This window comes from Novosphingobium sp. PY1 (assembly GCF_017312445.1).
Taxonomy (GTDB): Bacteria; Pseudomonadota; Alphaproteobacteria; order Sphingomonadales; family Sphingomonadaceae; genus Novosphingobium.
In genome coordinates this window covers 181483-198367 of record NZ_BLTI01000009.1, presented here as the reverse complement: position 1 = coordinate 198367, position 16885 = coordinate 181483, and the positions used below count along the sequence as shown (strand labels likewise).

Annotated in this window: 19 protein-coding genes; 9 read left to right on the top strand and 10 right to left on the bottom strand. The window is 62.8% G+C overall.

The window, feature by feature from the left end; genetic code table 11:
- Positions 1 to 32: 32 nt before the first annotated feature.
- Entirely contained in the window at positions 33 to 737 is a 705-nt protein-coding gene (locus J3474_RS16625) for a YjbE family putative metal transport protein (RefSeq protein WP_207094976.1), read from the top strand.
- Positions 738 to 757: 20 nt separating this feature from the next.
- Here J3474_RS16625 and J3474_RS16620 read toward each other — a convergent pair whose 3' ends face one another.
- From J3474_RS16620 to J3474_RS16610, 3 genes are read right to left on the bottom strand one after another with little or no spacing between them, the layout of a single operon-like run.
- A complete protein-coding gene (locus J3474_RS16620) occupies positions 758 to 1726 on the bottom strand; it encodes a quinone oxidoreductase (RefSeq protein WP_207094915.1) in 969 nt (322 codons plus the stop codon).
- 22 nt (positions 1727 to 1748) lie between these two features.
- Positions 1749 to 3335 (bottom strand): FMN-binding glutamate synthase family protein, encoded by a 1587-nt coding sequence (locus J3474_RS16615; protein ID WP_207094914.1) that lies wholly within the window; start codon positions 3333 to 3335, stop codon positions 1749 to 1751.
- Between the two features lie 17 nt (positions 3336 to 3352).
- On the bottom strand, positions 3353 to 4054 hold the full coding sequence (locus J3474_RS16610) for a dienelactone hydrolase family protein (protein WP_207094913.1): 702 nt from the start codon (positions 4052 to 4054) through the stop codon (positions 3353 to 3355).
- A 120-nt stretch (positions 4055 to 4174) separates the two neighbouring features.
- On the opposite strand from J3474_RS16610, the gene J3474_RS16605 reads away from it, so the two are divergent.
- The 6 genes from J3474_RS16605 (at position 4175) to J3474_RS16580 (ending at position 10077) form a co-directional block, all read left to right on the top strand.
- A complete protein-coding gene (locus tag J3474_RS16605; protein ID WP_013831472.1) occupies positions 4175 to 4444 on the top strand; it encodes a DUF6489 family protein in 270 nt (89 codons plus the stop codon).
- Positions 4445 to 4488: 44 nt separating this feature from the next.
- Positions 4489 to 5766: a tRNA uridine-5-carboxymethylaminomethyl(34) synthesis GTPase MnmE gene (gene mnmE, locus J3474_RS16600; RefSeq protein ID WP_207094912.1), complete on the top strand. Its 1278-nt coding sequence runs from the start codon at positions 4489 to 4491 to the stop codon at positions 5764 to 5766.
- 69 nt (positions 5767 to 5835) lie between these two features.
- A complete protein-coding gene (mnmG, locus tag J3474_RS16595; RefSeq protein WP_207094911.1) occupies positions 5836 to 7683 on the top strand; it encodes a tRNA uridine-5-carboxymethylaminomethyl(34) synthesis enzyme MnmG in 1848 nt (615 codons plus the stop codon).
- Complete coding sequence (gene rsmG, locus J3474_RS16590) at positions 7680 to 8321, top strand: 16S rRNA (guanine(527)-N(7))-methyltransferase RsmG (protein WP_207094910.1); 642 nt, start codon at positions 7680 to 7682, stop codon at positions 8319 to 8321. The genes mnmG and rsmG overlap by 4 nt, the downstream gene beginning before the upstream one ends.
- Positions 8318 to 9094 (top strand): ParA family protein, encoded by a 777-nt coding sequence (locus tag J3474_RS16585; RefSeq protein ID WP_007012619.1) that lies wholly within the window; start codon positions 8318 to 8320, stop codon positions 9092 to 9094. Before rsmG ends, J3474_RS16585 begins: the two co-directional genes overlap by 4 nt.
- Positions 9091 to 10077 carry a ParB/RepB/Spo0J family partition protein gene (locus J3474_RS16580; RefSeq protein ID WP_174888121.1) on the top strand — a complete coding sequence of 329 codons (987 nt, stop codon included), beginning with the start codon at positions 9091 to 9093 and terminating at the stop codon, positions 10075 to 10077. The genes J3474_RS16585 and J3474_RS16580 overlap by 4 nt, the downstream gene beginning before the upstream one ends.
- 114 nt (positions 10078 to 10191) lie before the next feature.
- On the opposite strand, the gene J3474_RS16575 is transcribed toward J3474_RS16580, so the two are convergent.
- Positions 10192 to 10803, bottom strand: coding sequence for a glycine zipper 2TM domain-containing protein (locus J3474_RS16575; RefSeq protein ID WP_207094909.1), 612 nt, complete (start codon positions 10801 to 10803; stop codon positions 10192 to 10194).
- Positions 10804 to 10939: 136 nt separating this feature from the next.
- Positions 10940 to 11422 (bottom strand): GAF domain-containing protein, encoded by a 483-nt coding sequence (locus J3474_RS16570; protein ID WP_207094908.1) that lies wholly within the window; start codon positions 11420 to 11422, stop codon positions 10940 to 10942.
- A gap of 62 nt (positions 11423 to 11484) precedes the next feature.
- Between J3474_RS16570 and J3474_RS16565 the strand changes: the two genes are divergently transcribed.
- A complete protein-coding gene (locus tag J3474_RS16565; protein WP_207094907.1) occupies positions 11485 to 12948 on the top strand; it encodes a sorbosone dehydrogenase family protein in 1464 nt (487 codons plus the stop codon).
- 10 nt (positions 12949 to 12958) lie between these two features.
- Here the strand turns inward: J3474_RS16565 and J3474_RS16560 are convergent, their stop codons facing one another.
- Entirely contained in the window at positions 12959 to 13783 is an 825-nt protein-coding gene (locus J3474_RS16560; RefSeq protein WP_207094906.1) for a DUF815 domain-containing protein, read from the bottom strand.
- A gap of 91 nt (positions 13784 to 13874) precedes the next feature.
- On the opposite strand from J3474_RS16560, the gene J3474_RS16555 reads away from it, so the two are divergent.
- Complete coding sequence (locus J3474_RS16555; protein ID WP_207094905.1) at positions 13875 to 14840, top strand: L-threonylcarbamoyladenylate synthase; 966 nt, start codon at positions 13875 to 13877, stop codon at positions 14838 to 14840.
- Positions 14841 to 14858: 18 nt separating this feature from the next.
- On the opposite strand, the gene J3474_RS16550 is transcribed toward J3474_RS16555, so the two are convergent.
- The 4 genes from J3474_RS16550 to J3474_RS16535 all read right to left on the bottom strand — a co-directional run bounded on the left by J3474_RS16550 (position 14859) and on the right by J3474_RS16535 (position 16873).
- Positions 14859 to 15218, bottom strand: coding sequence for a hypothetical protein (locus tag J3474_RS16550; protein ID WP_376706540.1), 360 nt, complete (start codon positions 15216 to 15218; stop codon positions 14859 to 14861).
- Between the two features lie 144 nt (positions 15219 to 15362).
- A complete protein-coding gene (locus tag J3474_RS16545) occupies positions 15363 to 15896 on the bottom strand; it encodes a CarD family transcriptional regulator (protein ID WP_013831484.1) in 534 nt (177 codons plus the stop codon).
- A 325-nt stretch (positions 15897 to 16221) separates the two neighbouring features.
- Positions 16222 to 16560, bottom strand: coding sequence for a ferredoxin FdxA (gene fdxA, locus J3474_RS16540; RefSeq protein WP_007012628.1), 339 nt, complete (start codon positions 16558 to 16560; stop codon positions 16222 to 16224).
- A 19-nt stretch (positions 16561 to 16579) separates the two neighbouring features.
- Positions 16580 to 16873, bottom strand: a complete 294-nt coding sequence (locus tag J3474_RS16535) for an RNA-binding S4 domain-containing protein (protein ID WP_013831485.1) — start codon at positions 16871 to 16873, stop codon at positions 16580 to 16582.
- Positions 16874 to 16885 lie beyond the last annotated feature (12 nt).

Here is a 16885-nt window from a genome sequence, read left to right as displayed (position 1 = left end):
GCCGTCGAAGGGAGCTTTCCGTGAGTATCCTGATGACTCTTGTTGCCAGCGGTTCGATCGGTGGACCGGCAGAAATCTGGCAGCATATCGTCAACGACTTCTCGAACATCACCGAGGCGGCAGCCCTTGCTGCCTTCGGTCAGGTACTGATGATCGACCTGCTGCTGGCCGGCGACAACGCTATCGTTGTCGGCGCGCTGGCGGCGGGTCTTCCTGCGGCCGATCGCAAGAAGGTGATCCTCATCGGTATCGGTGCCGCACTCGTCCTGCGTATCGCCTTTGCGCTGGCCGTAACCTGGCTGCTCGGCATTGTCGGGCTGATTTTCGCAGGTGGCCTGCTGCTTCTGTGGGTCGCGTGGAAGTTCTGGCGCGAATTGCGGGATGGTGCCGGTGAAAGCGGCGGTTCTCCCGAGATCGAGGGTGACGAGCACAGTGGCTTGCGCTCTGCCAAGAGCTTTGCAGGCGCTGCCTGGGCCGTGGCCATTGCTGACGTATCGATGAGCCTCGACAACGTGCTTGCCGTCGCCGGTGCAGCGCGTGAGCATCCCGGGATACTGATCGTCGGCCTGCTGCTCTCCGTCGTCCTGATGGGCGTCGCAGCCAATATCATCGCCCGCTATATCGAGCGCTACCGTTGGATCGGCTATATCGGCCTTGCGGTGATCCTCTACGTGGCTCTCAAGATGATCTACGAGGGTTGGATCGACCCGCACCTCGGCATCGTCTCTCTCGTCTGAAATCCGCTTTGTCTTAGCCTTCAGGGAAGGAGAACAGTAGACCCCGTGGTCGCGCGGTTCTCCAGGGCCCTGTGGGCTTCGGCCGCATCGGGCAGTGCAAAGTGCGCTCCGATCTGCGGCTTGAGAATGCCGCTGCCGATACGATTGAACAGTTTGGCGGCATTGGTCGCCAACATCTCCGGCGTGGCGATGTAGTCGGCCAGGGTAGGGCGCGTGAGATAGAGCGAGCCGCCTTTCATGAGGTCCAGGACGGCAATCGGCGGTACGGGGCCCGATGCATTCCCATAACTCACCATCATCCCGCGCCGCCGCAGGCAGGCCAGCGAGGCGGACCAACTGGCAGCACCGACACCGTCGTAGACGGCATTGCACATCCGGCCCGATGTCAATTCTCGCACGGCCTCGGGCAATTCAGCGAAGGCGCAAGAGAGATTGTGTTCACTGGGAACACTTGCAGCCTTTTCGGGTGAACCGGCGTGGGCAATCACGGTAACGTTCTTGTCGAGTAGCCAGGGCACCAACAGGGAACCTACGCCGCCCGCAGCCGAGTGGACGAGGACAATGTCTCCTGCCTTCGCCGGAAATGTGTCCTCGGCCAGATAGCAGGCGGTCAAGCCTTTCAGCATCACTGCGGCGGCAATCTGCGGTTCGATGGCCGAGGGCACCGGAATGGCTCTGGAAGCGGGAATGATGCGATGCGTGGCATAGGCACCGCCGTTCTGCGTGCAGCCTATGCGATCGCCGATAGAAAATCCGGAGACCCCGTCACCGAGTGCAATGATCCGTCCGACGCTTTCCGATCCCAGCGTAATCGGCAAGGGATCGTCGTAGAGTCCCTTGCGGTAGTAAGTGTCGATGAAATTGAGGCCGACGGCTTCGGTCTCGATCAGTACTTCCCCGAGACCGGGAGAGGGGACCTCGAAGTCCTCCCGCTCGATGACTTCGGGGCCACCATGGGCGGGTACGATCATCCGGTATCCGGTGGTCATTGTCCTGGTCCTTGGAACGAATTCAGAAAACGCGGCGGAAGGTATCCGCACGGGCCACGCGCCAAGCATGGGCATATTGGGTGGAATCGGGATCTTCGACAAGCTGGCCGGGCTTCACGAAACCGTAAACTTCGTCGAGCGGACCGGCCTTGGCGCTGTCGATGCGCTGGTACATGTCGTGCTGGGTCAGTTCCCAGGGGCTTTCATAGCCCATGGCAACGACGATCTCGCGCAGGGCCTTGAGCGTTTCGCTCTGGAATCGTGCGACGCGCTCCGCCTTGTCGTCGACCACGAGTCCGCGCTGACGCCAGGGAACCTGGGTGGCAACACCGGTCGGGCATTCGCCGGTATGACACTTCATCGATTGCACACAGCCTAGCGAGAACATGAAGGCGCGCGCGGCGTTGCACCAGTCGGCGCCGAGCGCGAAGGACCGGGCCATGCCGGCACCGCTATGCACCTTGCCCGAGGCGCCGACGCGGATGCGATTCTTCAGGTTGGCGCCGACGAGAGCATTGCGCATCAGGATGAGTCCCTCCCGCAGCGGCATGCCCACGTTGTCGGTCAGTTCCTGTGGCGCTGCGCCGGTTCCGCCCTCTGCGCCGTCGACGACGATGAAGTCCGGAGTGATGTCGGTCTCGATCATCGCCTTGACGATGGCCATGACTTCGTGCGGCTGACCGACGCAGAGTTTGAAGCCTGCCGGCTTTCCACCCGATAGCTCGCGCAGTTGCACAACCCATTCAAGCAGCTCGATGGGTGTCGAGAATGTCGAGTGGCCCGCTGGCGAAATGCAGTCCTCGCCGATCTCCACCCTGCGCGCCTCGGCGATTTCTGGAGTCACCTTGGCGCCGGGAAGCATGCCGCCGTGGCCGGGCTTGGCTCCCTGGCTGAGCTTGATCTCGACCATCTTGACCTGATCGTCCTGAGCCTGTTCGGCGAACAGGTCAGGGTTGAACTTGCCGTCCTTGGTACGGCAGCCGAAGTAGCCGCTCCCCAGTTCCCAGATCAGGTCTCCGCCGTGCTTGCGGTGATAGCGGCTGATGGAGCCTTCGCCCGTATCGTGGGCGAATCCGCCCAGCGCTGCGCCCTTGTTGAGGGCCTCGATCGCATTGGCGGATAGCGAGCCGAAACTCATCGCCGAGATGTTGAGCAGGGCGCTGTCATAGGGCTTGGCGCAAGTGCCGGCGCCGATGCGCACGTGCCAGCTCTTGGGTGCATCCTCGTTCGGCGCGATCGAGTGGCCGAGCCATTCATATTCGTCGGAATAGACGTCCAGCTCGGTCCCCATCGGGTGCGTGGAAATATCGCCCTTGGCGCGCGCATAAACGAGGCTGCGCTCGTCTATGGTGAAAGGCCGTCCTTCCCGGTCGCTCTCGACGATATAGGTGCGCAAGTAAGGTCGCAGGTCTTCGAACAGCCAGCGGATACGCGCTATGAGCGGATAGTTTCGCCTCAGGGCATGTCGGTTCTGACTGAAATCCCACAAGGTCAGCAATAGCACTGGCACCATGACTGCCAGGGCCCAGTGCAGGGGGTGAATCAGCCAGCAGGCGGCCGTGAGAACCACGACCGCCAGTGGCACGAAATAGCGAGGTGCCAGGTGCATGCCGAGCTAACGCGCGATCAGCCGATATGCTCCGCGAAGAATGCCGTGGTTCGTTCGTCCGCAAGCGCGGCACCTGCCTCGTCGCGGCGCGAGCCGATTTCTGCGGCGAAGCCATGATCGAGGCCTTCGTAGTCGTGAAGGGTGACCTTGGGGTGATCATCCAGCCCCTCATGAATCACCTTCTGCGCTTCGGGCGGAACGAATCCGTCGGCAGTCGGCATGTGCAACATGAGGGGGCGGGCGATCGCGTGCTTCTCGTTGAGCATCTGGTCGATCATCACGCCATAGTAGCCGACCGAGGCATCGATATCGGTGCGCGCGGCGGTCATGTAGGCAATGCGGCCGCCCATGCAATAACCCACCAGCCCGACCTTGGGGACTCCAGCCTCGCGGCGGATCCAGTGGATCACGGCCTCGATGTCGCGAATGCCGAGGTCGAAATCGTGGTTCGACATGTATGCGATGGCCTGCTGGAATTCCTCAGGCTTGTCGGCATCGAGCTCGACTCCGGGCTTCTGGCGCCAGAAGGTATCGGGCGCGACAGCGAGATAACCCTCGCTGGCCCAGCCGTCGGCCTTCTTGCGAATGCCGGCGTCGACGCCGAAAATCTCCTGCTGGACGATGATGGCGCCGCGGGGTGTTCCCTCGGGCCTGGCCACATAGGCCGGAATCGTGCCGTCGCCATCCAGCGTGGGAATTTCGGTGTTGGTCGTGGTCATGGGACTCTCCTCGTCGGCAGTTCGTTTGAGCGGTTCTTTGGGTGGAGTTAGGCACGGGCAATGGACTTTGCCAAGCGCATGTGTCAGCTAGGGCAAGTAAATTTCAAGCGGGAGACGCGCATGAAGGTCAATGTCGAGGTGGAATGCTCCCCCGAAGAGGCGCGGCGTTTCCTGGGTCTGCCAGATGTCACGAAGGCCAACGAGGTCTACGTCGATGCGATCACCAATGCGATGCAGGGTGTGGGCAGTTTCGATCAACTCAATGAGATGGCCAAGCAGATCGCTCCCATGGGTCAGTTCGGACTCAAGCTGTTTCAGCAGCTGATGGAAAGCGGGGCACAGATGGCGATGAGCGGATCGGGTCAGAACAAGCCCAAGAAGGACGGTTGATCTAGCCTCTTCCCTCGCTCCGTTCGACGGGGCATGGGCCTTTCATGACCGATACGATTTTTGCGCTTTCGAGTGGTTCGCCGCCCGCTGCCATCGGGGTCCTGCGCGTGAGCGGGCCAGAGGCTGGCGCTGCGATGACGGCGCTCGCCGGTTCCATTCCATCGCCGCGCCGCGCCAGCTATCGCAAGCTGCGCGGTGGTGATGGTGCCATCCTCGATCATGCACTGGTGCTCTGGTTCCCCGGCCCCGACACGGCGACGGGCGAGGACCTTGCCGAGTTCCATTTGCACGGGGGCAGGGCAGTGGTGAGCGCCGTCGAATCCGCGCTTGCGCAAATGCCGAAGTTGCGCCGCGCAACTCCCGGTGAGTTCACTCGGCGTGCCTTCGCCAATGGCCGGATCGACCTCGCAGAGGCGGAAGGGCTTGCCGACCTGCTCTCGGCCGAGACCGAACTGCAACGCCGCAGCGCCCTGGCCATGGCCGACGGTGCCTTCTCCCGACAGGTCGAAATCTGGCGGGACAGGGTCCTCGCAGCTTCGGCTGCCGTCGAGGCAGTTCTAGATTTCGGTGATGAGGACGATGTCGCCGACTTGCCCGAGGACTTCCTCAAAGGCCTTGCGAAGTTCCACGTGGAACTTTCGCAGTGGCTGGAGCGCCCACGTGCCGAACGGCTGAAGGAGGGTTTCCGCGTCGTACTCGCCGGACCGCCCAACGCGGGCAAGAGCACATTGTTCAATGCGCTTGTCGAAGACGAGGCGGCGATCACTGCGCCGCTCGCCGGTACGACCCGCGATGTGCTCACGCGAGCGGTCGCCATTGGCGGGATGCCCTTCGTGTTTGCGGATACAGCCGGCCTGCGCGACGAGACGGGGGACGAGATCGAAGCGATCGGTATAGCCCGTGCCCGGGCGGCTCTGGATGGTGCTGATCTCATACTCTGGTTGGGGCCGGAAGGAGAAGGGCCTCGCGGTGCCTGGGAGATCGCCGCGCAGAGCGACCGTGTGGATCTCGACGGAAAGACTGAACCGCGTCATCGGGTTTCGGCAGTGACGGGTTCTGGCCTGGATGATCTTCGACGGGACCTGATCCTGACCGCGCAAGGGATGATGCCCCGGCCCGGTGATGCAGCGCTCAATCGCCGGCAGCATCTGCTCGTCGGCGAAGCGGCGTCCGCAGTTGCCACTGCGGTTCGCGAGACCGATCCTCTTCTTGTGGCGGAAGCCTTGCGGCTGGCCCGGGTTGCATTCGATGCTCTGGTTGGCCGTACGACGACCGAGGATATGCTCGATGCGTTGTTCGGTCGCTTTTGCATTGGCAAATAGCGCATGTTTCACGTGGAACAGTGCAAGTCGCTTTGACGCGAATCCCGCATTCGAGTAAGCGGCATCACCATGCATACATTTGATGTGATCGTGATTGGCGGCGGCCACGCCGGCTGTGAGGCGGCTGCAGTTGCCGGACGCATGGGCGCGCGCGTCGCCCTCGTCAGTTTCGATCTCGACGCCGTCGGTGCGATGAGTTGCAACCCTGCGATCGGCGGGCTTGGCAAGGGGCACCTCGTTCGTGAGGTCGATGCCTTCGATGGCCTGATTGCTCGCGCAGCCGATGCGGCCGCGATCCATTATCGCATGCTCAATCGCTCCAAGGGCAGTGCTGTGCAGGGACCCCGCATCCAGGCTGACCGGCGCCTGTTCAAAGCGGCGATCCATCGTCTGCTCAAGGAGCAGGGCGATCTGACTCTGGTTGCGGGCGAGGCGGCGGCGCTGGTCTTCGACGGGGAGCGTGTGGTCGGCATCGATCTTGCCGGTGGTGAGCGGCTCATGGCGCGAGCCATCATCCTGTGCACCGGGACCTTCCTGGGCGGGACCCTGTTCCGGGGGGAGGAGCGTATTGTCGGTGGGCGCATCGGCGAGGCCTCGGCCCAGAAGCTGGCAGCGCAGATGCGCGGTGCTCAGCTGCCCATGGCACGGCTCAAGACCGGGACGCCGCCCCGGCTCGATGGCCGCACGATTGATTGGGCTCGTCTCGATGAGCAGCCCTCGGACGGTGAGTTCTGGACGATGTCGGCGATGGGTGCGCGTCGCCTTAACCCGCAGGTGTTCTGTGCGATTACCCGTACCAACCTTCGCAGCCATGATGTCATTCGCGCGAATCTCCATCGCTCGCCTCTCTTCTCGGGTGCGATAGGGGCCCTGGGGCCGCGCTACTGTCCCTCCATCGAGGACAAGATTCATCGCTTTGCCGATCGCGATGGCCATCAGATTTTCCTCGAGCCGGAAGGGCTGGGGACGCACCTCGTCTATCCCAATGGGATCAGCACCTCGCTTCCGGCGGACGTGCAGCTTGAAATGTTGCGCACGATGGAAGGCCTCGAGACGGTAGAGATGGTCGTGCCCGGCTATGCCGTGGAGTACGATCACATCGATCCACGCGCCCTGCGTTCAAGCCTCGAGTTGCGCGAGATGCCCGGGCTCTATTGCGCTGGCCAGATCAACGGGACGACTGGATACGAGGAAGCGGCTGCCCAGGGACTTGTGGCGGGCATGCATGCTGCCGCGGCTGTTCTTGGAAAAGAGGCCCCGGCCATTGATCGGGCCAACAGCTACATGGCGGTGATGATCGACGACCTGACCTTGCATGGTGTCAGCGAACCTTACCGCATGCTCACTGCGCGCGCGGAGTATCGTCTGCGTCTGCGTGCGAACAATGCTTCGACGCGTCTGACGCCGCTCGGTCTTGCCGTCGGTGCCGTCGGTGAAGCACGTCGCGCCTGGTTCGCGCGCCGCGAGCAGGCGAGGGCGGCCCTCAACGGTGCGATGGACCAGAAGCCTTCGGCTTCCGAATTGGTAGCGGCGGGACTTCCCGTTCGCAGCGATGCCGGACGCATGCCGATCCGGGAGTGGTTGCGTTTCGATGGTGTGGAAATCACCGGTTTGACCGAATGGGTCGGCCCCGCGCTGTTGGATGACCAGTCGCTTCTTGAGGAAGTCACGGAAGACGCTGCCTATGCTCCCTATCTCGAACGGCAGGAGCGGGAACTGCGCGAGCTGCGGGCGAGCGATGCCCTGCCACTCTCCGAAGATTTTCCTTATGCCGAGATCCCGGGTCTCTCTCGCGAGATGGTCGAGCGCCTGACGCGGGCCCGACCGGAGAGCTTGGCGGCGGCCGGTCGCATACCCGGAATTACCCCTGCAGCCCTGGCTGCTTTGCTTGTTCATGCCCGTCGGGAGGCTGCTTGATTACCACGGAAGATGAAGCGCGCGCCTGGTTGCGAGCGCTGCCCGAATGTGACGATGCGGCCATGACCCGGCTCGAGAGGCTGGTGGATTTGCTGGTCGAGGAGAATCAGCGGCAGAACCTCGTTTCAGCGGCAAGCCTCGATCAGGTCTGGCTTCGCCACATTGTCGATAGCGCGCAATTGTTGCCGCATGTTCCACGTGAAACATCGCTGTCATGGATGGACCTGGGAACAGGGGCGGGGTTCCCCGGTCTCGTCATCGCAGCACTTCGGCCCGAACTTGAAGTGCTGATGGTCGAATCGCGCACGCGCCGAATCGAATGGCTCGACCGCGCGCGAATCGCCATGGGTCTGGAGCGCTCAAGGATCGTCGGTCAGCGTCTCGAAATGGTCGAGACATGTCAGGTGGGGGTCATTTCCGCGCGTGCATTTGCACCGTTGGACCGACTTCTGACATTATCCGCGCGATTTTCCACAAGTGACACGATCTGGCTGTTGCCCAAAGGGCGGTCTGCACAGCAAGAATTGGATGACCTTCGCAAGTGGCGGCATGTGTTCCACGTGGAACAGTCTCTTACGGACCCGCAGGCAGGCATTATTGTCGGCAACTTGACCGGCAGGAAGGGTAAGACCAAGTGATCCGTATCGCGATTGCCAACCAGAAGGGCGGCGTCGGCAAGACGACCACAGCGATCAATGTCTCGACTGCGCTCGCGGCCACGGGTTGGAAGACCCTGCTTATCGACCTCGATCCCCAGGGCAATGCATCGACCGGAGTCGGCATTTCGGCATCCGAGCGCGATGCATCGACCTACGATGTGCTGGTCGATCAGGCACCGGTCGAGAATTGCGTCATCCCGACGCGTATTCCCGGACTCGATCTTCTGCCCGCCACAGTCGACCTGTCCGGGGCCGAAGTAGAACTGGTCGGCGCCGAGGATCGTGCTCACCGTCTCCAGCACGCGCTTCGCAAGGATATCGGCTACGATGTCTGCCTGATTGACTGTCCGCCCTCGCTGGGGCTGCTGACGCTCAATGCGCTGACTGCTGCCGATACCTTGCTGGTACCGCTGCAATGCGAATTCTTCGCGCTCGAGGGGTTGAGCCAGCTGCTCCAGACGGTGGAGCGGGTTCAGCAGCGCTTCAATCCAGACCTCGGCATCATCGGCATCGCGCTCACCATGTTCGATCGGCGCAATCGCCTCACCGAGCAGGTCTCTGACGATGTGCGCTCGTGCCTTGGCCAACTGGTGTTCGAGACTACGATCCCGCGCAACGTCCGTCTGTCCGAAGCGCCCAGCCATGGCGTTCCTGCATTGATTTACGATCACGCCTGTGCCGGCAGTCGCGCCTACATGGCGCTGGCCCGGGAACTGATCACCCGACTGCCCGAGAAGAGGAAAGCGGCATGAGCGAAGATTCTGTTGTCCGTATCAGTGCTCCCCAGGGATTGAGCTCCGTGGGGGCCAAGCCGATGAAGCAGAAGCCCAAGGGTCTGGGACGCGGCCTCGGTGCCTTGCTGGGTGAGACACGCCGCGAGGAACCGCTCGCACATTCGGATGAAGCGGGCGGATCGGCGGCGGACGCACCGCGCGTCGGTGGTCTCGCCACGCTTTCGATATCCGATATCACCCCGCACCCGGATCAGCCGCGCCGCATTTTCGAGGAAGAGGCGCTCGAAGAACTGGCTGCATCGATTGCCCAGCGCGGGGTGATCCAACCGATCATCGTGCGGCCTATGGCCAATGGCCGCTACCAGCTCGTCGCCGGTGAACGTCGCTGGCGCGCGGCGCAGAAGGCACAGTTGCACGAGATCCCCGCGCTGATTCGCGATCTGAGCGAACGCGAAGTCATGGCCTTGGCGCTGATCGAGAACCTCCAGCGCGAAGACCTGAACCCGATCGAAGAGGCGCGGGCCTATAATCGGCTTTCCGAGATGGAAGGCATGACCCAGGCCGAGATCGCCCGCATGGTCGACAAGAGCCGCAGTCATGTCGCCAATTTCCAGCGCCTGCTCGCGCTGCCGGACGATGTGATCGTGATGGTCGAGAAGGGCGATCTTTCGATGGGGCATGCGCGCGCCCTGATCGGTTGTGAGGGAGCGGCCGAGATCGCCGAAGCGGCGATCGCCAAACAGATGTCGGTCCGCGAGATAGAGAAGCTGGTGCGCAAGAAGGCGCGCGGGGATGCGGCGCCGCGCCGGGTTCGCACGGCCCGCAGCGCTTCGGAAGATGCCGACATTGCGGCCGTCCAGAATCACCTCGAGGAATTTCTCGGTCTGCCGGTGAAGATCAATGCAGATGCCGATCCCAAGTCGGGTACGGTGACGATCAAGTACGCAACGCTCGATCAGCTCGATCTGATCTGCCAGCGATTGACCGGCGGGTCGATCTGAGGTGGGGCAGCCGCGTGGGGCCGCCCTGTGTGGAAGGCTATCAAGTTACTGAAATTCATGTTGAAAAGGCGGGTTCGGAAGATTTTCGGTCCCGCCTTTTTCTTGCGACTGCGCTTACTTGATCGGAACCCGTTTGTCGGGAACAACCTTGATACGTTTGTCCGGCGCAGGCCGTGGGATGTAGCGCTTGCGGGGCGCGGGGCGTTCCGGGACATCTTCGTAGACATATTCGACTGTCTCGGTGCATTCCGGTTCGGGTAGCGACATGGGCGCGACGTAAGTTGCGGACGCATAGCCGGGTGCATAGCTGCTACCCCGGGTGTACCAGGCGTAGTAGTCGTCCAGATAGCCCTCGCACTCGTCACGGTAGCGGCCGGCATCCTCGGCCTTGTCGATTGCGGCGCCGACAGCAGCGCCCACGACTGCACCGGCAATCGTCCCGACGGTGCGGTTTCCGCGACCGGCAATGCGATTGCCAGCCAGTCCGCCGACTGCTCCGCCAATCAACGCGCCGCCCAGGCCGGAGTCTCGATGGGCGACCCGGGTGCGGCAATCGGCGAGCCATGCATCGCGCGCCGCGGGATCGAAAGCGTAGCGCCTCTCGGCTTGATGCATGGGGATCGCCGCTGCCATGCCGTCATCGTAAACTTCGTCAGGTTGGGCGAGGGCAGGTTGAATCGAAAGTACCAGTGCCGTGCCTACGGCGGCGAGGAGTTGCAGTCGCATCGGGATGCCCTTTCGCGAGGACCGGAAGGATGGCCCTGTTAGTTAACGCGAAATTTAGCATCGTCTTGCCTGTAAAACCAAGGGTCTGGGCATACCTCCTTCGATCATGTCCCGTTTCGATGCACCGGATAGCGGTTCAGATCACCTTTGCTGCGATCCGGGCGAGGCGCTCAAGTCCGGCGGCATCCACTTGGTCGAAACGGCTCGGGATCGGGCTGTCGAGATCGATCACGGCAATGACATTGCCTTCGACGATGACGGGCACCACCAGTTCTGACCGGGTTTCGGCATCGCAGGCGATATGACCGGGGAAGGCGTGGACATCGGTCACGACTTGCGTTTGTCCGCTTGCCGCAGCGGTGCCGCAGACCCCTTGGCCGAATGGAATGCGGATGCAGGCGGGTTTGCCCATGAACGGGCCGAGGACGAGTTCGTCACCCACGCTGCGGTAGAATCCGGCCCAGTTGAGGTCGGGCAGGAATTGCCAGATCGCGGCGGCCAGATTGGCCATGTTGGCAATGGAATCGCTCTCGCCTTCGACGAGCGCCTGTGCTGCCTGGGCGAGGGCATCGTACAGTTCGGGCTTGTCTAGGGCGCTATCGGTCTGGAAATCGAACATGGCCCTTCCGTTAGCTCAACACGAGGTTGCCGCATAGCCGGCAGCAGCCTATCTCGCAGAACATGCGCTCCTTTCTCATAAAGGCCCTCGTGGTCCTCGCCGTGCTCCTTGTCGTCCTTGTCGGGGCGATAGCCTGGGCGCAGTACTCAAATAGCTCGGATCTGCCCAGCGATGCGACAGCAGGCACGGACCCGAAGTTGGTCGATCCCGATCCGCAGTGGATCCCCAGCGTCAGCCTGCCCAAGACCATCGGCTGGGCAGAGGGTGAAAAGCCGATCGCGGCCAAGGGCTTGTCGGTCAGCCGGTTTGCCGACAAGCTGGACCATCCGCGCACGATGATCACGCTGCCTAACGGTGACGTTCTAGTAGCGGAGACCAATGCGCCTGCCGGCAACAAGCCGGGCGGCATCACCGGTGCCGTGATGACCTGGATGATGGACCGCGTCGGTGCGGGCGTGCCTTCGCCCGACAAGATCGTCCTGCTGCGCGACGAGGATGGCGACGGCAAGGCAGATCAGCGTTTCGACTTCCGTACGGCAGACATGCATTCGCCTTCCGGCATGGCCTACGGCAACGGCAAGCTCTACATCGCAGATCATGACGCTGTGCTGGAATTTTCCTTTGAAGCGGGTGCCACCAGGCTGGAAGGCACGCCGAAGAAGCTGATGGACCTGCCGCCGGCCGGCAATCACTGGATGCGCAACCTGCTGCTCAGCGAGGATGGCCTGCACCTCTATGTTGCGGTCGGTTCGGCCACGAACATCGCCGATAACGGGATGGAGGAGGAAGCTGGACGCGCTGCGATCTGGGAGATCGACACCGATACCGGGCATCGCCGCCAGTTCGCCGCCGGCATGCGCAATCCCAATGGCATGGCCTGGAACCCCTCGACCGAGGAAATGTGGGCCACGGTGCAGGAGCGTGACATGCTCGGGCCGGACCTCGTTCCCGACTACTTCACGAACGTCCCCGTCGGCGTCCAGTACGGTTGGCCCTGGATCTACTGGAAGAACGTCTACGACGACCGTGTGAGCTGGCCTATGCAGTACGGCATGGGCGACTATACCCGTAAGCCCGAGTATGCGATGGGCGCCCATACGGCCGTGTTGGGCATGGTCTTCGCCAATGGCGGCAACATCATGGGGCCGGACTTCGCGAACGGCGCTTTTATCGCCCGCCACGGTTCATGGAATCGCCGCCCCGCAGTCGGCTACGACGTCGTTTTCATTCCCTTCGATGCCAACGGCAATCCCAAGGACGTGAAGCCGGTGCGGGTCCTGACCGGCTTCCTCGACAAGGAAGGTTCGACTCATGGCCGTCCGACCTGGGTAACCTGGGACAAGACCGGCGCGCTGCTGGTGAGCGATGATACCGCAGGTGTAATCTGGCGGGTGATGGCGCCGGGCGCAAAGCCTTCCGAAGGGATCAAGCGCGTCGAAACAGACCACCTCGAGCCGCAGACCGATCTCAAGGATCCTACCCAGCTTACCCCCGAGGCGCTGCTCGGGGGAATGATGGACAACTGAAAGCGAACGCTCAGAGAGCCTTGCCGGCGCGTCCGGCAAGCTCGTTGACATATTGCCAGGCGACGCGGCCAGAACGGGCTCCGCGACGGCGCGACCACTCGAGCGCGTCGCCCGAATCCCACTGCAGTCCGAATTCATCGGCATAGCCGCCGATGATCGCGAGATAGGCGTCCTGATCGCATTTGTGGAAGCCGATCGATAGGCCGAATCGGTCGGCCAGAGCGAGGCGATCGTCCACGGCGTCGCGCGGATTGATCGGGTCGTCCTGCTCGGACATCGTGCGCGCGACGATGGCGCGGCGATTGGACGTGACCGCGAGGCGGACATTGGCCGGGCGTGCCTCCACCCCGCCTTCCAGCCAGGAGCGCAGCAGTCGGGGCCCGCTGGTTTCGCTTTCTTCGAAGCCGAGATCGTCGACGAAGACGAGGAACTGGCGATCGATCTTGCCTAGCGTCGAAAACAGTCCTGTAACCCCTGAAAGGGCCTCCTGCGCCACCTGGACGAGGGCGATGCGGCCTGGATGATCCTGTTGTGCGGCCCGGATCGCGGCGCGCAGCACGGCTGACTTGCCCATGCCGCGCGATCCCCACAGGAGCATGTCGTGCGATGCGAAGCCGGCAGCCAGACGCGTGACATTGGTGACGACCCGCTGCTTCTGATCGTCGATTCCGCGCAGGAGATCGAGGGCAGGGGCCTCGAGCGTATCGACGGCGCGTGCCGCCTGCCCAGTCCAGACATAGGCGGGATGGGCCAGCCAGTCGGTTTCGGGGGCGGGCGGCGGGGCAATGCGCTCCAGTGCGTCGGCGATACGGACAAGCAGGTCGGTTTGCGTCATGACGTCATTTCTTTGCTTCGTTTGCGAGAGCAGCGCACCACATGGTGCGCTTTTCCTTGGCATTTTGCACAACCGCCTATAGCGGCGGTCCATGGCCCAATCCAGCGAGCATAGTCCGGCAGGTCGGCCTGCCCTGCTGTCTTCAGATCCGCATGGTATTGCCGAGGCGGCATGCCTGCTGCGCGAGGGGGGCCTTGTCGCGCTGCCGACCGAGACGGTCTACGGGCTCGCGGCCCGCGCAGACCGCGATGAAGCAGTGGCCTCGATCTATTGCGCCAAGGGACGGCCCAGCTTCAACCCGTTGATCGTGCACGTCGCGGATCTGGACTCGGCCCGGCGACTGGCCGTGTTCGACGAGCGTGCCCTGTTGCTGGCCGAGCGATTCTGGCCGGGCGCCCTGACCATGGTGCTGCCGGTGCAGGACGACGCGCCGCTTGCCGCTGCCGTGACCGCCGGCCTGCCGACCGTTGCGCTGCGCTGTCCGGCGCATCCCGTCATGCGTTCGGTGATTGCAGAGACTCGCCTCCCGCTTGCCGCGCCTTCGGCCAATCGCAGTGGCGGGGTCAGCCCGACGACACCTTCTCACGTGGTGGAATCGTTGGGGGGCAGGATCGATGCCGTTCTCGATGGCGGAGCGTGCGAGGCCGGGCTCGAATCGACGATCATCGCCTTGCGCGAAGGTGGGCGTTGGCAGGTACTGCGTCCCGGTCCGATCCCGGAGTCGGAGATTTTCGCCGTCCTGGGTTCGAACAGTGACGTCGTGACGTCACATGCAATCGAGGCGCCAGGGCAGCTGGCCAGCCATTATGCGCCGGGCAAGCCAGTGCGGCTCGACGCGCAAGCCGCCGAAGCGGATGAGTTCCATATCGGTTTCGCGGATGTTCCAGGTGAGGTCACGCTATCGGCCGCGGGCGATCTCCTGGAGGCCGCATCGCGGCTTTATGCGTTGCTGCATGAGGGTGCCGCTGCGCCGCAGCCGAGAATTGCCGTGGCGCCGATACCCGAGGATGGAATAGGCAAGGCCATCAACGATCGCCTGCGCCGGGCCGCTGCCTGACGGCCCCTGTTGCGGGAATCAGCGGCGTTCGACCGGGACTGTCGGGAGTATCTGCTGGATCTCCGCATAGTCGTCACGCGCCTTGAGACACGAGCGGCTATCGCCCTCGTTGCATTCGCGCAAGTGGCGATCGTATTCGCGTTGCAGGCTTCCGAGGCGTTCCTCACGCCTGCGTAGTTCGCGGCCGCGTTTCTCGTCGGCTTCGGACTGACTGGTCGTCATCATGTCCACTCCCTTGCCGGCAACGCGTACGGGGGCGGTTGCCACTTTGGCGACGGTGGACACGCACCCGCCCAGCAGCGGGGCCGTGGCAAGGGTGAGCAGGGCAGAGGGCATGAGGCGCAAGGTCATCGGCGCGGAACCTGTCATGTTCTGCATGTCATCGCAATGAACGCCGCGCGACAAGCGACAGAAATTGCGCCGCGCAACTTTGGAAGGGGGAGGGGTGACCGCGCGACCCGTCATGCGAAAAGGGCCGCCTCCTTGCGGAAGCGGCCCCTTCGTCAGTGTCGAACCACCCGCTCAGGCGGTTTCGGCGCTCTCGTAGTACTTCGGAGCGTACTCGTTGAGGATCGCGAGGATCTTCTGCAGAGCGGCCGGCTCGTCAGTCTTTTCCATGGCCGCGAGTTCGCGGGCCAGACGCGAGGACGCAGCCTCGAAGATCTGACGTTCGGAATAGCTCTGCTCCGGCTGGTCGTCGGCGCGGAACAGGTCGCGCGTGACTTCCGCGATAGAGACGAGATCGCCCGAGTTGATCTTGGCTTCGTATTCCTGGGCACGCCGCGACCACATGGTGCGCTTCACCTTGGGCTTGCCCTTGAGGGTATCGAGTGCTTCGCGCAGGGTCTTGTCCGAAGACAGCTTGCGCATGCCGATCGATTCAACCTTGTTCACGGGAACACGCAGCGTCATGCGTTCCTTTTCGAAACGCAGCACATAAAGCTCGAGCTGCATTCCGGCAATTTCCTGCTTTTGCAACTCGATCACACGGCCTACGCCGTGCTTTGGATAAACGACGTAATCTCCAACATCGAAGGCATCGGCCTTGGTTGCCATGTATCGTCCTTTCACCTGCAGGTCCGAGCGCCATACCTTTGTCGGGAGATAACCGGGGGTGCGACTTGGAAGCGTGTCAGCCGCCTCCGCCGCCCGGTCAGATTACTCCCCCAACCGCTTGCTCTCGAATCCCTGCCTCGCACTGAAACGCCTGCCAAACGGGCAGACGGCCCGGGCAGTTGGGCTATTATATAGCATACATGTGACAAAATTGCCAGAGGGGCGCGAACCATTAGGTTCAGCGAGCCCCCGGCATGCCGATGAACGACGTATCCTCAGGCGGATACGTCTGTTTCCGGGGGCGAACCCCCGGAAAGATCGGGCCTCAGTCGCCCTCGCCGGGCTCGGGCGAGAAGAACTTCTCGAACTTGCCTTCCACGCCCTTGTACTCGTCGGCATCTTCCGGCGAATCTTTCTTGGACGTGAGATTCGGCCATTCGGCCGAGTACTTCGTGTTCAGTTCCATCCACTGCTCGAGACCGCTTTCGGTGTCGGGAAGGATGGCTTCGGCTGGGCATTCCGGTTCGCAGACGCCGCAGTCGATGCATTCACTGGGATTGATGACGAGCATGTTCTCGCCTTCGTAGAAGCAGTCCACAGGGCAGACTTCCACGCAGTCCATGTACTTGCACTTGATGCAGGCGTCGGTGACGACATAGGTCATGGAGGCGGTATCCTCTTCATCAGGCCTCGTTACGGAAGGCCGCTGCTATGGGATTATCTGCCCCGCCGTCAAGCACTCTGTAACAGGCTTGCGCTTCCGGGGCGGGGCCGCGGCGGATCGGCAGGGTCACGATCTCGATCACCCGCACCCCGGAAGGGGTCGCAAGGGTGAGCACATCGCCCGTCGAAACCTTCTGGTGCGCGCGCTCCACGCGCCTGCCGTTAAGGCGCATATGGCCCTCTTCGGCCATTGTCTGGGCGATGGTGCGGGTCTTGGCGAGACGCAGGAACCAGATCAGCTTGTCGATCCTCATGCGGTGGCCTCC

Excerpts from the sequence above, each read along its gene's own strand:
- J3474_RS16550 (WP_376706540.1), bottom strand. The coding sequence starts at position 15,218 with ATGCAGAACATGACAGGTTCCGCGCCGATGACCTTGCGCCTCATGCCC.
- J3474_RS16545 (WP_013831484.1), bottom strand. The coding sequence starts at position 15,896 with ATGGCAACCAAGGCCGATGCCTTCGATGTTGGAGATTACGTCGTTTAT.
- J3474_RS16620 (WP_207094915.1), bottom strand. The coding sequence starts at position 1,726 with ATGACCACCGGATACCGGATGATCGTACCCGCCCATGGTGGCCCCGAA.
- mnmE (WP_207094912.1), top strand. The coding sequence starts at position 4,489 with ATGACCGATACGATTTTTGCGCTTTCGAGTGGTTCGCCGCCCGCTGCC.
- J3474_RS16610 (WP_207094913.1), bottom strand. The coding sequence starts at position 4,054 with ATGACCACGACCAACACCGAAATTCCCACGCTGGATGGCGACGGCACG.
- J3474_RS16580 (WP_174888121.1), top strand. The coding sequence starts at position 9,091 with ATGAGCGAAGATTCTGTTGTCCGTATCAGTGCTCCCCAGGGATTGAGC.
- J3474_RS16605 (WP_013831472.1), top strand. The coding sequence starts at position 4,175 with ATGAAGGTCAATGTCGAGGTGGAATGCTCCCCCGAAGAGGCGCGGCGT.
- J3474_RS16575 (WP_207094909.1), bottom strand. The coding sequence starts at position 10,803 with ATGCGACTGCAACTCCTCGCCGCCGTAGGCACGGCACTGGTACTTTCG.
- J3474_RS16535 (WP_013831485.1), bottom strand. The coding sequence starts at position 16,873 with ATGAGGATCGACAAGCTGATCTGGTTCCTGCGTCTCGCCAAGACCCGC.
- J3474_RS16625 (WP_207094976.1), top strand. The coding sequence starts at position 33 with ATGACTCTTGTTGCCAGCGGTTCGATCGGTGGACCGGCAGAAATCTGG.
- J3474_RS16570 (WP_207094908.1), bottom strand. The coding sequence starts at position 11,422 with ATGTTCGATTTCCAGACCGATAGCGCCCTAGACAAGCCCGAACTGTAC.
- J3474_RS16555 (WP_207094905.1), top strand. The coding sequence starts at position 13,875 with ATGGCCCAATCCAGCGAGCATAGTCCGGCAGGTCGGCCTGCCCTGCTG.
- J3474_RS16560 (WP_207094906.1), bottom strand. The coding sequence starts at position 13,783 with ATGACGCAAACCGACCTGCTTGTCCGTATCGCCGACGCACTGGAGCGC.
- J3474_RS16565 (WP_207094907.1), top strand. The coding sequence starts at position 11,485 with ATGCGCTCCTTTCTCATAAAGGCCCTCGTGGTCCTCGCCGTGCTCCTT.
- mnmG (WP_207094911.1), top strand. The coding sequence starts at position 5,836 with ATGCATACATTTGATGTGATCGTGATTGGCGGCGGCCACGCCGGCTGT.
- J3474_RS16615 (WP_207094914.1), bottom strand. The coding sequence starts at position 3,335 with ATGCACCTGGCACCTCGCTATTTCGTGCCACTGGCGGTCGTGGTTCTC.
- fdxA (WP_007012628.1), bottom strand. The coding sequence starts at position 16,560 with ATGACCTATGTCGTCACCGACGCCTGCATCAAGTGCAAGTACATGGAC.